This is a genomic window from Pseudomonas sp. Kh14, assembly GCF_900291005.1.
Classification (GTDB): domain Bacteria; phylum Pseudomonadota; class Gammaproteobacteria; order Pseudomonadales; family Pseudomonadaceae; genus Aquipseudomonas; species Aquipseudomonas alloputida.
The window spans coordinates 1-16,283 of sequence record NZ_OLKJ01000006.1; the positions used below are offsets into that span (position 1 = coordinate 1).

At 57.5% G+C, this 16,283-nt stretch carries 13 protein-coding genes and 1 tRNA gene; all 14 read left to right on the top strand.

What is annotated here, in order from left to right; all coding sequences use genetic code 11:
• Positions 1-681: EF-Tu/IF-2/RF-3 family GTPase (locus FQ668_RS01525; protein WP_028687921.1), on the top strand; the 681-nt coding region annotated here is incomplete at its 5' end.
• A gap of 54 nt (positions 682-735) precedes the next feature.
• A tRNA-Trp gene (locus FQ668_RS01530) sits at positions 736-811 on the top strand.
• A 44-nt stretch (positions 812-855) separates the two neighbouring features.
• A complete protein-coding gene (secE, locus tag FQ668_RS01535) occupies positions 856-1,224 on the top strand; it encodes a preprotein translocase subunit SecE (RefSeq protein WP_010951773.1) in 369 nt (122 codons plus the stop codon).
• Positions 1,225-1,233: 9 nt separating this feature from the next.
• Positions 1,234-1,767, top strand: coding sequence for a transcription termination/antitermination protein NusG (gene nusG / locus FQ668_RS01540; RefSeq protein ID WP_003255501.1), 534 nt, complete (start codon positions 1,234-1,236; stop codon positions 1,765-1,767).
• A gap of 119 nt (positions 1,768-1,886) precedes the next feature.
• Complete coding sequence (rplK, locus tag FQ668_RS01545) at positions 1,887-2,318, top strand: 50S ribosomal protein L11 (RefSeq protein WP_003255500.1); 432 nt, start codon at positions 1,887-1,889, stop codon at positions 2,316-2,318.
• Positions 2,318-3,013 carry a 50S ribosomal protein L1 gene (gene rplA / locus FQ668_RS01550; protein ID WP_003255499.1) on the top strand — a complete coding sequence of 232 codons (696 nt, stop codon included), beginning with the start codon at positions 2,318-2,320 and terminating at the stop codon, positions 3,011-3,013. The genes rplK and rplA overlap by 1 nt, the downstream gene beginning before the upstream one ends.
• Before the next feature lie 197 nt (positions 3,014-3,210).
• Entirely contained in the window at positions 3,211-3,711 is a 501-nt protein-coding gene (rplJ, locus tag FQ668_RS01555; protein ID WP_003255497.1) for a 50S ribosomal protein L10, read from the top strand.
• Between the two features lie 76 nt (positions 3,712-3,787).
• The gene (gene rplL, locus FQ668_RS01560; RefSeq protein ID WP_003255496.1) at positions 3,788-4,153 is read left to right on the top strand and encodes a 50S ribosomal protein L7/L12; all 366 of its coding nucleotides are present in this window, start codon (positions 3,788-3,790) and stop codon (positions 4,151-4,153) included.
• A 220-nt stretch (positions 4,154-4,373) separates the two neighbouring features.
• Positions 4,374-8,447 (top strand): DNA-directed RNA polymerase subunit beta, encoded by a 4,074-nt coding sequence (gene rpoB, locus FQ668_RS01565; protein ID WP_003255495.1) that lies wholly within the window; start codon positions 4,374-4,376, stop codon positions 8,445-8,447.
• A gap of 64 nt (positions 8,448-8,511) precedes the next feature.
• The gene (gene rpoC, locus FQ668_RS01570; protein ID WP_014589475.1) at positions 8,512-12,711 is read left to right on the top strand and encodes a DNA-directed RNA polymerase subunit beta'; all 4,200 of its coding nucleotides are present in this window, start codon (positions 8,512-8,514) and stop codon (positions 12,709-12,711) included.
• A gap of 211 nt (positions 12,712-12,922) precedes the next feature.
• The gene (gene rpsL / locus FQ668_RS01575) at positions 12,923-13,294 is read left to right on the top strand and encodes a 30S ribosomal protein S12 (protein WP_003255492.1); all 372 of its coding nucleotides are present in this window, start codon (positions 12,923-12,925) and stop codon (positions 13,292-13,294) included.
• A 106-nt stretch (positions 13,295-13,400) separates the two neighbouring features.
• Entirely contained in the window at positions 13,401-13,871 is a 471-nt protein-coding gene (gene rpsG, locus FQ668_RS01580; RefSeq protein WP_003246741.1) for a 30S ribosomal protein S7, read from the top strand.
• Between the two features lie 30 nt (positions 13,872-13,901).
• A complete protein-coding gene (fusA, locus tag FQ668_RS01585) occupies positions 13,902-16,049 on the top strand; it encodes an elongation factor G (RefSeq protein WP_003255490.1) in 2,148 nt (715 codons plus the stop codon).
• Positions 16,050-16,076: 27 nt separating this feature from the next.
• The coding region (locus FQ668_RS01590; protein WP_232254023.1) for a GTP-binding protein at positions 16,077-16,283 on the top strand (207 nt) is incomplete at its 3' end.

The following is a 16,283-nucleotide window of genomic DNA, read 5'->3' on the forward strand; positions in this document are numbered from 1 at the left end:
ATCGGTTCCGCTCGTATGGCCCTGGAAGGCAAAGACGACAACGAAATGGGCACTACCGCTGTCAAGAAGCTGGTAGAGACTCTGGATAGCTACATTCCTGAGCCAGTTCGTGCCATCGACCAGCCGTTCCTGATGCCAATCGAAGACGTATTCTCGATCTCGGGGCGTGGTACCGTTGTTACCGGTCGTATCGAGCGTGGTATCGTCCGCGTTCAGGACCCGCTGGAAATCGTTGGTCTGCGTGACACCACCACCACCACCTGTACCGGTGTTGAGATGTTCCGCAAGCTGCTGGACGAAGGTCGTGCTGGCGAGAACTGCGGCGTTCTGCTGCGTGGTACCAAGCGTGACGACGTTGAGCGTGGCCAGGTTCTGGTCAAGCCAGGTTCGGTCAAGCCGCACACCAAGTTCACCGCAGAAGTCTACGTCCTGTCGAAGGAGGAAGGCGGCCGTCACACTCCGTTCTTCAAAGGCTACCGTCCACAGTTCTACTTCCGTACCACTGACGTGACCGGTAACTGCGAACTGCCGGAAGGCGTTGAAATGGTTATGCCAGGTGACAACATTCAGATGACTGTTACCCTGATCAAGACCATCGCAATGGAAGACGGTCTGCGCTTCGCTATCCGTGAAGGCGGTCGTACCGTCGGCGCCGGCGTCGTAGCAAAAATTATTGAATAAGTAGTTGATTTACTTGATCAGGCCGGTATAATGGCCGGCCTGATACAGCGTTACAGGTCAGTAGCTCAATTGGCAGAGCGACGGTCTCCAAAACCGTAGGTTGGGGGTTCGATTCCCTCCTGACCTGCCATTTCACCTCGGTGTGATGGCTTTCTTCTTACAGGATCCTCCTCGATGACCCCCAAAACTGAAGCCCAAGAATCGCGTTTTGATCTGTTCAAGTGGCTGGCTGTAGTGGCTTTGGTGGTTGTTGGTGTTGTGGGTAATCAATATTACTCCGGCTCTCCAATCCTGTATCGCGTTCTTGTGCTTCTCGTCCTTGCTGCTGTCGCGGGCTTTGTAGCTCTGCAGACTGCGAAGGGCAAGTCGTTCTTTGCGCTGGCGAAGGAAGCTCGTACCGAGATTCGTAAAGTCGTGTGGCCGACCCGCCAGGAAACCACCCAGACCACGCTGATTGTCGTGGCTGTCGTGCTGGTTATGGCACTGCTGCTGTGGGGGCTCGACTCCCTGCTCGGCTGGGCGGTCTCCTTGATCGTTGGCTAAAGGTGTCCCGTGGCTAAGCGTTGGTATGTTGTGCATGCTTACTCGGGTTACGAGAAGCATGTAATGCGCTCCCTCATTGAGCGCGTCAAGCTGGCTGGCATGGAAGACGGTTTCGGCGAGATCTTGGTCCCGACCGAAGAAGTCGTCGAAATGCGCAACGGCCAGAAGCGCAAGAGTGAGCGTAAATTCTTCCCTGGCTATGTACTGGTCCAGATGGAGATGAATGAAGGGACTTGGCACTTGGTCAAGGACACCCCTCGCGTAATGGGCTTTATTGGCGGTACTGCTGACAAGCCTGCGCCGATTACCGATAAAGAAGCTGAGGCCATCCTGCGTCGCGTTGCCGACGGTAGCGATAAGCCGAAGCCCAAGACGCTGTTCGAGCCAGGTGAAGTGGTTCGAGTCATTGATGGTCCGTTCGCTGACTTCAATGGTAGTGTCGAAGAAGTTAACTACGAAAAGAGTCGCCTGCAGGTTGCGGTGCTCATTTTCGGTCGCTCTACTCCGGTGGAGCTCGAGTTCAGCCAGGTCGAAAAGGTCTAGGCGGACGAAGCATCCCATACCCCGCAGCCCTGTGTGCTGCGGGGTTTTGTCGTCACTGGGATAAAACGCAAGTCATCCGGGGAGCCATCAGGCGTTCGTACCCGATTTTGGAGTAGCTCATGGCTAAGAAGATTCAGGCTTACATCAAGCTGCAAGTTAAGGCCGGCCAGGCCAACCCAAGCCCACCCGTTGGTCCAGCTCTGGGTCAACATGGTGTGAACATCATGGAATTCTGCAAGGCCTTCAACGCCCGTACCCAGGGTCAAGAAGCCGGCCTGCCGACTCCAGTGATCATCACTGTCTACAGCGACCGTAGCTTCACCTTCGAGACCAAGAGCACCCCTGCCTCGGTTCTGCTGAAGAAAGCTGCTGGCCTGACCAGTGGTTCGGCTCGCCCGAACACCGTTAAAGTCGGTACCGTTACCCGTGCTCAGCTGGAAGACATCGCGAAAGCCAAACAGGCTGACCTGACTGCCGCTGACCTGGACGCTGCTGTACGCACCATCGCTGGCTCTGCCCGCAGCATGGGCCTGAACGTGGAGGGTGTGTAATGGCTAAGCTGACCAAACGCCAAAAGGCAATCGCCGAGAAAATCGAAGCAGGCAAGGCCTACAACTTCGAAGAAGCGGCAACTCTGCTGGCCTCGCTGCCTGCTGCCAAGTTCGTCGAGTCCTACGACATCGCCGTTAACCTCGGTGTTGACCCGCGTAAATCCGACCAGGTCGTACGTAGCGCTACCGTGCTGCCACACGGCACTGGCAAGACCGTTCGCGTCGCTGTCTTCACCCAGGGTCCAGCTGCTGAAGCTGCTCTGGCTGCCGGCGCTGATCGCGTAGGTATGGACGATCTGGCTGCCGAAATGAAAGGCGGCGACCTGAACTATGACGTCGTTATCGCATCGCCTGATGCCATGCGCGTTGTAGGTCAGCTGGGTCAGGTTCTGGGTCCTCGCGGCCTGATGCCTAACCCGAAAGTTGGTACCGTGACCCCAGACGTAGCCACTGCCGTGAAAAACGCCAAGGCTGGTCAGGTTCGCTACCGTACCGACAAAAACGGTATCATCCACACCTCCGTTGGCAAGATCGGCTTTGAAGCTGACAAGCTGAAGGAAAACGTTGAAGCCCTGATCGCTGACCTGAAGCGTATCAAGCCAGCTTCCTCGAAAGGCATCTACGTTAAGCGCGTTACCCTGAGCACCACCATGGGCCCAGGTCTGGTCATCGATCAGAGCTCGCTGAACGTGTAAGAACATGGCGGCGCGACCAGTCGCGCCGCCAGCAAAAATTGGGGTCCCTGCCTGGCGGGGGCTATCCAAGACCGTAGGCGGCGCAAGCCTTAAAACATCAGCCCACGCAGATGGTGCTCCCGATTCGTTACCGAATCAGACACCAAAACGACATCCGGCTTCGGCCAGATGAAACGGTAAAAACCAGGAGTAAACCCGTGGCAATTAAACTCGAAGACAAGAAGGCCATCGTCGCTGAAGTCAACGAGGCTGCCAAAGTCGCTCTGTCCGCTGTCGTGGCTGATGCCCGTGGTGTGACTGTAAGCGCAATGACCGGACTCCGTAAAGAGGCCCGCGAAGCTGGCGTATACGTACGTGTAGTGCGTAATACCCTGCTCAAGCGCGCTGTTGAAGGCACCGAATTCTCGATCCTCAACGACGCGTTCAAAGGCCCGACCCTGATTGCTTTCTCCAACGAACACCCGGGCGCTGCTGCTCGTCTGTTCAAAGAGTTCGCCAAGGGTCAGGACAAGTTCGAGATCAAGGCAGCTGCGTTTGACGGCAATTTCATTGCAGCGAACCAGATCGACGTGTTGGCTACCCTGCCGACCCGCGACGAAGCTATTGCACGACTGATGAGCGTTATTCAAGGCGCCACCAGCAAGCTGGCTCGTACTCTGGCAGCCATTCGCGACCAGAAAGAAGCTACCGCCGCCTAAGGCGTGCGAACTCTTTCAAAATCATACGTTTAATTTGATGGCTGCGTAGGCTGTCACCCCAATACAGGATTGAGTCATGTCTCTGACTAACGAACAAATCATCGAAGCAATCGGCCAGAAAACCGTTCTGGAAGTTGTTGAGCTGATCAAAGCAATGGAAGAAACCTTCGGCGTTACCGCTGCTGTTGCCGCTGCTGGCCCAGCTGCTGCTGCTGCCGTTGTTGAAGAGCAGACCGAGTTCAACGTTGTTCTGGTTGAAGCCGGCGACAAGAAAGTGAACGTGATCAAAGCCGTTCGCGAACTGACCGGTCTGGGCCTGAAAGAAGCCAAAGAGAAAGTCGATGGCGCTCCTCAGGTTGTAGCTGAAGGCGTTTCGAAAGAAGCCGCTGAAGACGCTAAGAAGAAGCTGGAAGAAGCAGGCGCTAAAGTCGAGCTGAAGTAATCTCGACCTTGCGATGCCAGCCTGAGCGTTGAGCGAAAGGCTGATGGCTGGTGGCTTATGCCACCGGCCTTTTTCCGTTATTGGTGGCCGGTCAGGCCGGTCCCGATAACGAGCTGCAAGACACCCATGTGGGTGGCGCAAACCAAGGGGTTTGCACGATTTTCTGGCTGCTCCCGCCGGGAGAAGCCAAACAAGCAGGTGACCAAGCTGGGGAACGCTGATGGCTTACTCATACACTGAGAAAAAACGTATCCGCAAGGACTTTAGCAAGTTGCCGGACGTCATGGATGTGCCTTACCTCCTGGCCATCCAGCTGGATTCGTATCGCGAATTCCTGCAAGCGGGAGCATCCAAGGATCACTTCCGCGACGTCGGCCTGCACGCGGCCTTCAAATCGGTATTCCCGATCATCAGCTACTCCGGCAATGCTGCCCTGGAGTACGTAGGCTATCGCCTGGGCGAACCCGCCTTCGATGTGAAGGAATGTGTCCTGCGTGGCGTGACCTTCGCGGTCCCACTGCGGGTCAAGGTGCGCCTGATCATCTTCGACAAGGAATCGTCGAACAAAGCGATCAAGGACATCAAAGAGCAAGAAGTCTACATGGGTGAAATCCCCCTGATGACTGAGAACGGTACCTTCGTTATCAACGGTACCGAGCGTGTGATCGTTTCCCAGCTGCACCGTTCGCCTGGTGTGTTCTTCGACCACGACCGTGGCAAGACCCACAGCTCGGGCAAGCTGCTGTACTCCGCTCGCATCATCCCTTACCGCGGTTCCTGGCTGGACTTCGAGTTCGACCCGAAGGACTGCGTGTTCGTGCGTATCGACCGTCGCCGCAAGCTGCCGGCCTCGGTGCTGCTGCGCGCCCTGGGTTACAGCACTGAAGAAGTGCTGAATACCTTCTACACCACCAACGTGTTCCACATTTCCGGCGAAAAACTCAGCCTGGAACTGGTGCCGCAGCGTCTGCGTGGTGAAGTTGCAGTCATGGACATCCATGACGAAACCGGCAAAGTCATCGTCGAGCAAGGCCGCCGTATTACCGCGCGCCACATCAACCAGCTCGAGAAGGCCGGCGTCAAGCAACTGGACGTTCCAATGGAATACGTCCTGGGCCGCACTACCGCCAAGGCTATCGTGCATCCGGCTACCGGCGAAATTCTCGCCGAATGCAACACCGAGATGACCACCGAGCTGCTGATCAAGGTCGCCAAGGCGCAGGTTGTCCGTATCGAGACCCTGTACACCAACGACATCGATTGCGGTCCGTTCATCTCTGACACACTGAAGATCGATACCACCAGCAACCAACTGGAAGCGCTGGTCGAGATCTACCGCATGATGCGTCCAGGCGAGCCGCCAACCAAGGATGCAGCCGAGACCCTGTTCAACAACCTGTTCTTCAGCGCCGAGCGTTACGATCTGTCCGCCGTAGGCCGCATGAAGTTCAACCGTCGTATCGGTCGTACCGAGATCGAGGGTTCGGGCGTGCTGAGCAAGGAAGACATCGTCGAGGTTCTGAAGACCCTGGTCGATATCCGTAACGGCAAAGGCATCGTCGACGACATCGACCACCTGGGTAACCGTCGCGTACGTTGCGTCGGCGAGATGGCCGAGAACCAGTTCCGTGTTGGCCTGGTGCGTGTCGAGCGCGCGGTCAAGGAACGCCTGTCGATGGCGGAAAGCGAAGGCCTGATGCCGCAAGACCTGATCAACGCCAAGCCGGTAGCGGCAGCGGTGAAAGAGTTCTTCGGTTCCAGCCAGCTGTCCCAGTTCATGGACCAGAACAACCCTCTCTCGGAGATTACCCACAAGCGCCGTGTCTCCGCACTCGGCCCTGGCGGTCTGACCCGTGAGCGTGCCGGCTTCGAAGTCCGTGACGTACACCCGACCCACTATGGCCGTGTGTGCCCGATCGAGACCCCTGAAGGTCCGAACATCGGTCTGATCAACTCCCTGGCGGCCTACGCCCGCACCAACCAGTACGGCTTCCTGGAAAGCCCGTACCGCGTGGTGAAGGAAGGCGTTGTCAGCGACGACATCGTGTTCCTGTCGGCAATCGAAGAGGCAGATCACGTCATCGCACAGGCTTCGGCCGCGATGAACGACAAGAAGCAACTGATCGATGAGCTGGTAGCAGTTCGTCACCTGAACGAATTCACCGTCAAGGCGCCGGAAGACGTCACCCTGATGGACGTTTCGCCGAAGCAGGTTGTTTCCGTTGCAGCGTCGCTGATTCCGTTCCTCGAGCACGACGACGCCAACCGTGCGTTGATGGGTTCGAACATGCAGCGTCAGGCTGTACCAACCCTGCGTGCCGACAAGCCGCTGGTAGGTACCGGCATGGAGCGCAACGTTGCCCGTGACTCCGGTGTCTGCGTGGTTGCTCGCCGCGGTGGTGTGATCGACTCGGTCGACGCCAGCCGTATCGTTGTTCGCGTTGCCGACGACGAAGTGGAAACCGGCGAAGCGGGTGTGGATATCTACAACCTGACCAAGTACACCCGTTCGAACCAGAACACCTGCATCAACCAGCGTCCGCTGGTGAGCAAAGGTGACAAGGTTCAGCGTGGTGACATCATGGCCGACGGCCCGTCCACCGACATGGGTGAGCTGGCTCTGGGTCAGAACATGCGCATCGCGTTCATGGCGTGGAACGGCTTCAACTTCGAAGACTCCATCTGCCTGTCCGAGCGTGTTGTTCAGGAAGATCGCTTCACCACCATCCACATTCAGGAACTGACCTGTGTGGCGCGTGACACCAAGCTCGGCCCAGAGGAAATCACTGCGGACATCCCGAACGTGGGTGAAGCCGCACTGAACAAGCTGGACGAAGCCGGTATCGTTTACGTAGGTGCTGAAGTTGGCGCTGGCGACATCCTGGTCGGCAAGGTCACGCCAAAAGGCGAAACCCAGCTGACTCCGGAAGAAAAACTGCTGCGCGCAATCTTCGGTGAGAAGGCCAGCGACGTTAAGGACACATCCCTGCGTGTGCCAACCGGCACCAAGGGTACTGTCATCGACGTACAGGTCTTCACCCGTGATGGCGTAGAGCGCGATAGTCGCGCGCTGGCCATCGAGAAGATGCAGCTCGACGAGATCCGCAAGGACCTCAACGAAGAGTTCCGCATTGTTGAAGGTGCAACCTTCGAGCGTCTGCGTTCTGCCCTGAACGGCCAGGTGGTTGATGGTGGTGCGGGCCTGAAGAAAGGCACCGTGATCACTGACGAGGTGCTGGACGGTCTGGAGCACGGCCAGTGGTTCAAACTGCGCATGGCTGAAGATGCACTGAACGAGCAGCTGGAAAAGGCTCAGCAGTACATCGTCGACCGTCGCCGTTTGCTGGACGACAAGTTCGAAGACAAGAAGCGCAAGCTGCAGCAGGGCGATGACCTGGCACCGGGCGTACTGAAGATCGTCAAGGTTTACCTGGCAATCCGCCGTCGCATCCAGCCGGGTGACAAGATGGCCGGTCGTCACGGTAACAAGGGTGTTGTCTCGGTCATCATGCCGGTTGAAGACATGCCGCACGATGCCAACGGTACTCCGGTTGACGTCGTACTGAACCCGCTGGGTGTACCTTCGCGTATGAACGTTGGTCAGATCCTTGAAACCCACCTGGGCCTCGCGGCCAAGGGTCTGGGCGAGAAGATCGACCGCATGCTCGAAGAGCAGCGTAAAGCCGCTGAGCTGCGCGTGTTCCTGACCGAGGTCTACAACGAGATCGGCGGTCGTCAGGAAAACCTCGACGAGTTCACCGACGAAGAGATCCTGGCCCTGGCTAACAACCTGAAGAAAGGCGTGCCGATGGCTACCCCGGTCTTCGATGGTGCCAAGGAGCGCGAGATCAAGGCCATGCTGAAACTGGCCGACCTGCCAGAGAGCGGCCAGATGGTGCTGTTCGACGGCCGTACCGGCAACAAGTTCGAGCGTCCTGTGACCGTTGGTTACATGTACATGCTCAAGCTGAACCACTTGGTGGACGACAAGATGCACGCGCGTTCCACTGGTTCCTACAGCCTGGTTACCCAGCAGCCGCTGGGTGGTAAGGCGCAGTTCGGTGGTCAGCGTTTCGGGGAGATGGAAGTGTGGGCGCTGGAAGCATACGGCGCGGCATACACCCTGCAAGAAATGCTCACAGTGAAGTCGGACGACGTGAACGGCCGTACCAAGATGTACAAGAACATCGTGGATGGCGATCACCGTATGGAGCCGGGCATGCCCGAGTCCTTCAACGTGTTGATCAAAGAGATCCGTTCGCTCGGTATCGATATCGATCTGGAAACCGAATAACACGTGACGCGAAGGGGAGTGGGGCAGGTAATGCCCGCTCCCTGCTCCGCCAGGAGGAAAGGCCTTGAAAGACCTACTGAATTTGCTGAAAAACCAGGGTCAAGTCGAAGAGTTCGACGCCATCCGCATCGGTCTGGCGTCGCCTGAAATGATCCGTTCGTGGTCGTTCGGTGAAGTTAAGAAGCCGGAAACCATCAACTACCGTACGTTCAAGCCTGAGCGTGACGGCCTGTTCTGCGCCAAGATCTTTGGCCCAGTCAAGGACTACGAGTGCCTGTGCGGCAAGTACAAGCGCCTCAAGCACCGCGGCGTAATCTGCGAGAAGTGCGGCGTTGAAGTTGCCCTGGCGAAGGTTCGTCGTGAGCGCATGGCGCACATCGAGCTGGCTTCGCCGGTTGCCCACATCTGGTTCCTGAAGTCGCTGCCGTCCCGTATCGGCCTGCTGATGGACATGACCCTGCGTGATATCGAGCGCGTGCTCTACTTCGAGAGCTATGTCGTTATCGACCCGGGCATGACTACCCTGGAAAAGGGCCAGCTGCTGAACGACGAGCAGTACTTCGAAGCGCTGGAAGAGTTCGGTGACGACTTCGATGCCCGTATGGGTGCCGAGGCTGTCCGCGAGCTGCTGCACGCTATCGACCTGGAGCACGAGATCGGCCGCCTGCGCGAAGAAATTCCGCAGACCAACTCGGAAACCAAGATCAAGAAGCTTTCCAAGCGTCTGAAGCTGATGGAAGCTTTCCAGGGCTCGGGCAACCTGCCTGAGTGGATGGTCCTGACCGTCCTGCCAGTGCTGCCGCCGGACCTGCGTCCGCTGGTTCCGCTGGATGGTGGCCGTTTCGCGACTTCCGACCTGAACGACCTGTATCGTCGGGTGATCAACCGTAACAACCGTCTGAAGCGCCTGCTGGATCTGTCGGCGCCGGACATCATCGTGCGCAACGAAAAGCGCATGCTGCAGGAAGCGGTTGATGCTCTGCTGGACAACGGCCGTCGTGGTCGCGCCATCACTGGCTCGAACAAGCGTCCGCTGAAGTCCCTGGCTGACATGATCAAAGGTAAGCAAGGTCGCTTCCGTCAGAACTTGCTCGGTAAGCGTGTTGACTACTCCGGCCGTTCGGTAATCACCGTAGGTCCGACCCTGCGTCTGCACCAGTGCGGTCTGCCGAAGAAGATGGCCCTCGAGCTGTTCAAGCCGTTCATTTTCGGCAAGCTGGAAATGCGTGGTCTGGCGACCACCATCAAGGCTGCCAAGAAGATGGTCGAGCGCGAGCTGCCAGAGGTGTGGGACGTTCTCGCTGAAGTGATTCGCGAACACCCCGTACTGCTCAACCGTGCACCGACCCTTCACCGTCTGGGTATCCAGGCGTTTGAACCCGTACTGATCGAAGGTAAGGCTATTCAGCTGCACCCGCTGGTCTGTGCTGCGTACAACGCCGACTTCGACGGTGACCAGATGGCCGTTCACGTGCCGCTGACCCTGGAAGCCCAGCTCGAAGCGCGTGCGCTGATGATGTCGACCAACAACATCCTGTCGCCAGCCAACGGTGAGCCAATCATCGTTCCGTCGCAGGACGTTGTACTGGGTCTGTACTACATGACCCGGGAAGCCATCAATGCCAAGGGCGAAGGTCGCGTGTTCGCCGACCTGCAGGAAGTCGACCGCGTATTCCGCGCAGGCGAAGCCGCCCTGCACGCGAAAATCAAGGTTCGTATCAACGAAACCGTGAAAGAGCGTGATGGCTCGGTGGTCAAGAACACCCGCATCGTCGACACCACCGTCGGCCGTGCGCTGCTGTTCCAGGTTGTGCCGGCAGGTCTGCCGTATGACGTGGTCAACCAGCCGATGAAGAAAAAGGCGATCTCCAAGCTGATCAACCAGTGCTACCGCGTGGTTGGTCTGAAAGAGACCGTTATCTTCGCCGACCAGCTGATGTACACCGGTTTCGCTTACTCGACCATTTCCGGCGTTTCCATCGGTGTTAACGACTTCGTTATCCCGGACGAGAAAGCCCGCATCATCGGTAACGCTACCGACGAAGTGAAGGAAATCGAGAGCCAGTACGCCTCCGGCCTGGTAACCCAGGGCGAGAAGTACAACAAGGTCATCGACTTGTGGTCGAAGGCGAACGACGAAGTGTCCAAGGCGATGATGGCCAACCTCTCGAAAGAGAAGGTAATCGACCGCGAAGGCAAGGAAGTCGAGCAAGAGTCCTTCAACTCGATGTACATGATGGCTGACTCGGGTGCGCGGGGTTCCGCAGCCCAGATCCGTCAGCTGGCAGGTATGCGTGGTCTGATGGCCAAGCCGGACGGCTCCATCATCGAGACGCCGATCACTGCGAACTTCCGTGAAGGTCTGAGCGTACTTCAGTACTTCATCTCGACTCACGGTGCTCGTAAGGGTCTGGCGGATACCGCACTGAAAACCGCTAACTCCGGTTATCTGACTCGTCGTCTGGTGGACGTTGCCCAGGATCTGGTAGTAACCGAGATCGACTGCGGCACCGATCAGGGCCTGGTGATGACGCCACACATCGAAGGCGGCGACGTTGTAGAGCCACTGGGTGAGCGTGTATTGGGTCGTGTCATCGCCCGTGACGTGTTCAAGCCAGGTACCGAGGACGTTATCGTTCCGGCCGGTACCTTGGTCGACGAGCAGTGGGTCGAGTTCATCGAGCTGAACAGCATCGACGAAGTGATCGTGCGTTCGCCGATCAACTGCGAAACCCGCTACGGCATTTGCGCCAAGTGCTACGGTCGTGATCTGGCTCGTGGTCACCAGGTGAACATCGGTGAGGCTGTCGGCGTTATCGCTGCCCAGTCGATCGGTGAGCCGGGTACCCAGCTGACCATGCGTACGTTCCACATCGGTGGTGCTGCAAGCCGTACCTCGGCTGCCGACAGCGTCCAGGTTAAGAATGGCGGTATGGTGCGTCTGCACAACCTGAAGCAGGTTGAGCGTGCCGACGGTAACCTGGTTGCCGTATCGCGTTCGGGTGAGTTGGCGATTGCTGACGAGTTCGGTCGTGAGCGTGAGCGCTACAAGCTGCCTTACGGTGCGGTGATTTCGGTCAAGGAAGGTGAAAAGGTCGAAGCTGGCGCCATCGTCGCCAAGTGGGACCCACACACCCACCCGATCGTTACCGAGCTGAAAGGTACCGTGACCTTCGTGGGCATGGAAGAAAACATCACCATCAAGCGTCAGACCGACGAACTGACCGGCTTGACCAACATTGAAGTACTGGACGTCAAGGATCGCCCTGCCGCAGGCAAGGAAATCCGTCCGGCAATCAAGATGGTCGATGCTGCAGGCAAGGACCTGTACCTGCCAGGTACTGACGTACCTGCCCAGTACTTCCTGCCGGCCAACGCCCTTGTCGGTGTGGCTGACGGTGCTCAGATCGGTGTTGGTGACGTTATCGCGCGTATCCCGCAAGAGACGTCGAAGACCCGTGACATCACCGGTGGTCTGCCGCGCGTTGCCGACCTGTTCGAAGCGCGTCGTCCGAAAGAAGCCTCGATTCTGGCTGAAGTCAGCGGCACCATCGCATTCGGTAAAGAGACCAAGGGCAAGCGTCGCCTGGTGATCACTCCGACCGACGGTAGCGATCCGTACGAAGAGCTGATTCCAAAGTGGCGCCACCTGAACGTCTTCGAAGGTGAACAGGTAAACCGCGGCGAAGTTATCTCGGACGGCCCGAGCGATCCGCATGACATCCTGCGTCTGCTGGGTGTGAGTGCGCTGGCGAAGTACATCGTCAACGAGATCCAGGACGTTTACCGTCTGCAAGGCGTGAAGATCAACGACAAGCACATCGAGACCATTCTGCGTCAGATGCTGCGCAAGGTTGAGATCTCCGAGTCGGGCGATTCCAGCTTCATCAAGGGCGACCAGATGGAACTGACCCAGGTGCTGGTAGAGAACGAGCGTCTCGCTAGCGAGGACAAGTTCATCTCCAAGTTCACCCGAGTGCTGCTGGGTATCACCAAGGCCTCGCTGTCCACCGAGTCGTTCATCTCCGCGGCTTCCTTCCAGGAAACAACCCGCGTACTGACCGAAGCGGCGGTAACCGGCAAGCGCGACTACCTGCGCGGCCTGAAAGAGAACGTGGTCGTGGGTCGTCTGATCCCGGCCGGTACTGGTCTGGCCTACCACAGCGAGCGCAAGCGTCGCCGTGATGCCGACAAACCGCTGCGTGTAAGCGCCAGTGAAGTGGAAGCTGCACTGACCGAAGCGCTGAATTCCAGCGGTAACTAAGTACAGGGCAAGGCCCCGGCAAGCCTCGGGCGATCATCGGCGACATGAAATGTTGCCGATGATCGGGCGGGGAGGGCCGGGGCCTCGTCTTGACTGGGTGCAAGATCCTCTTTAGACTTTTGTACCCTTAAATTTGGTGAGGCTCCGTCTCGCCAATTTTTGGCTTTCTTGCAAGACAATAGAGTCGCAAGACAATCAGTGGAGCTAGTAGATGGCAACTATCAACCAGCTGGTACGTCAGCCGCGTAAGCGTTCGGTCGAGAAGTCCGACGTTCCTGCGCTGCAGAACTGCCCGCAGCGTCGTGGCGTGTGCACCCGTGTGTACACCACCACGCCGAAAAAACCTAACTCGGCACTGCGTAAAGTATGCCGTGTGCGTCTGACCAACGGTTTCGAGGTTTCCTCGTACATCGGTGGTGAAGGCCACAACCTGCAAGAGCACAGCGTCGTCCTGATTCGTGGCGGCCGTGTAAAAGACTTGCCAGGTGTTCGTTACCACACCGTTCGCGGCTCTCTGGATACTTCGGGCGTTAAAGGCCGTAACCAGGGTCGTTCGAAGTACGGTACCAAGCGTCCGAAGTAATCGGTCGTTTGCAGACATCCATTTTTTTGAGTCGATAAGAGTAAGGTCGGGCGTGGGTCGAATGACCTGGTCCCGGGCTAACCTGAAGACCGTTTGAGGGCTTATCATGCCAAGACGTCGTGTAGCAGCAAAACGTGAGATCCTTGACGATCCGAAGTACGGATCCCAGATTCTCGCGAAGTTCATGAACCACGTGATGGAAAGCGGCAAGAAGGCCGTAGCCGAGCGCATCGTTTACGGTGCCCTGGATACCGTCAAAGCACGCAAGAACAGCGACCCCCTGGAAATCTTCGAGAAAGCTCTCGACGCCATCGCTCCGCTGGTCGAAGTAAAGTCCCGTCGTGTCGGCGGTGCCACTTACCAGGTCCCGGTTGAAGTTCGTCCATCCCGTCGTAACGCTCTGGCAATGCGCTGGCTCGTAGACTACGCCCGCAAGCGCGGCGAGAAGTCGATGGCTCTGCGTCTGGCCGGCGAACTGCTGGATGCTGCCGAAGGCAAGGGTGCTGCAGTCAAGAAGCGTGAAGACGTTCACCGTATGGCTGAAGCCAACAAAGCGTTCTCGCACTACCGCTTCTAATTCAAGCATCAATCTTTTTGCGAGGGCTTTATGGCTCGTACTACAGCAATTAACCGCTACCGTAACATTGGTATCTGTGCCCACGTTGACGCGGGCAAGACCACCACTACCGAGCGGATCCTGTTCTACACAGGTCTGAGCCACAAAATGGGCGAGGTGCATGACGGCGCCGCGACCACCGACTGGATGGTGCAGGAGCAGGAGCGGGGTATCACCATTACCTCCGCTGCCGTTACCACCTTCTGGAAGGGTTCCCGTGGTCAGTATGACAACTACCGCGTAAACGTTATCGATACCCCTGGCCACGTTGACTTCACCATTGAAGTAGAGCGTTCGCTGCGTGTACTCGACGGCGCGGTCGTTGTATTCTGCGGCACCTCCGGCGTTGAGCCGCAGTCCGAAACCGTATGGCGTCAGGCCAACAAGTACGGCGTTCCGCGTGTTGTTTACGTGAACAAGATGGACCGTGCTGGTGCAAACTTCCTGCGCGTCGTAGGTCAGATCAAGAACCGTCTGGGTCACACTCCGGTTCCTGTTCAGCTGGCCATCGGTTCGGAAGATAACTTCCAGGGTCAGGTTGACCTGATCAAGATGAAGGCTATCTACTGGAACGACGACGACAAGGGTACTACCTACCGCGAGGAAGAAATTCCTGCGGATATGGTCGAGCTGGCTAACGAATGGCGCAACAACATGGTTGAAGCCGCCGCCGAAGCCACCGAAGAGCTGATGAACAAGTACCTTGAAGAAGGTGAGCTGTCCGTCGAAGAGATCAAGGCAGGCCTGCGCGCGCGCACCCTGGCCAGCGAGATCGTTCCGGCTGTCTGCGGTTCGTCGTTCAAGAACAAGGGTGTTCCCCTGGTTCTCGACGCCGTTATCGACTTCCTCCCAGCTCCGACCGAGATCCCTGCGATCAAGGGTATCCACCCTGACCTGATCGACGTGCCTAAGGACGAAGTCAAGCCAGAGCAGTTCGACGAGCGTCATGCTGACGACGACGAGCCGTTCTCGGCCCTGGCCTTCAAGATTGCCACCGACCCGTTCGTTGGTACTCTGACCTTCGTTCGCGTTTACTCGGGCTTCCTGACCTCCGGTGACTCTGTCATCAACTCGGTCAAAGGCAAGAAAGAGCGCGTTGGTCGTATGGTCCAGATGCACGCCAACCAGCGTGAAGAGATCAAAGAAGTACGTGCAGGCGACATCGCTGCTCTGATCGGCATGAAGGACGTCACTACTGGTGATACCCTGTGCAACGCCGACAAGCCGATCATCCTCGAGCGTATGGACTTCCCTGAGCCTGTGATTTCGCTCTCTGTAGAGCCGAAAACCAAGCAGGACCAGGAGAAGATGGGTATCGCACTGGGCAAGTTGGCTCAGGAAGACCCATCGTTCCGCGTCAAGACCGATGAAGAAACCGGTCAGACCATCATCTCCGGTATGGGTGAGCTGCACCTGGACATCCTCGTTGACCGCATGAAGCGCGAATTCAACGTCGAAGCCAACATCGGCAAGCCGCAGGTTTCGTACCGCGAGAAGATCACCAAATCCAACGTCGAGATCGAAGGCAAGTTCGTTCGTCAGTCGGGTGGTCGTGGTCAGTTCGGTCACTGCTGGGTTCGCTTCTCCGAGCCGGACGTGGACGACAAGGGCAACATCACAGAAGGTCTGGTGTTCTCCAACGAAGTCGTTGGTGGTGTGATTCCTAAGGAATACATCCCTGCGATCCAGAAGGGTATCGAAGAGCAGATGAAAAACGGCGTTGTTGCCGGTTATCCTCTGATCGGCCTGAAGGCCGCGGTATTCGACGGTTCGTACCACGACGTCGACTCCAACGAAATGGCGTTCAAGATCGCTGCTTCGATGGCGACCAAGCAACTGGCCCAGAAGGGCGGTGGCGTGGTTCTCGAGCCGATCATGAAAGTCGAAGTTGTAACCCCGGAAGACTACCTGGGTGACGTGATGGGTGACCTGAACCGTCGTCGTGGTCTGGTCCAGGGTATGGATGAGTCGGTCTCTGGCCGCGTCGTCCGTGCTGAAGTACCGCTCGGAGAGATGTTCGGTTACGCAACCGACGTTCGTTCCATGTCTCAGGGTCGCGCAAGCTACTCCATGGAATTCTCCAAATACGCCGAAGCTCCGTCGAACATCGTCGAAGCACTCGTTAAAAAACAAGGCTAATCCCCTTTAGGCAAGAGGTTCACTGTCGTGGCTAAAGAAAAATTTGATCGTTCCCTTCCCCACGTTAACGTCGGCACCATCGGCCACGTTGACCACGGTAAGACCACTCTGACCGCAGCTCTGACTCGCGTCTGCTCCGAAGTTTTCGGTTCGGCAGTCGTTGAGTTCGACAAGATCGACTCGGCTCCGGAAGAAAAAGCGCGCGGTATCACCATCAACACCGCTCACGTCGAG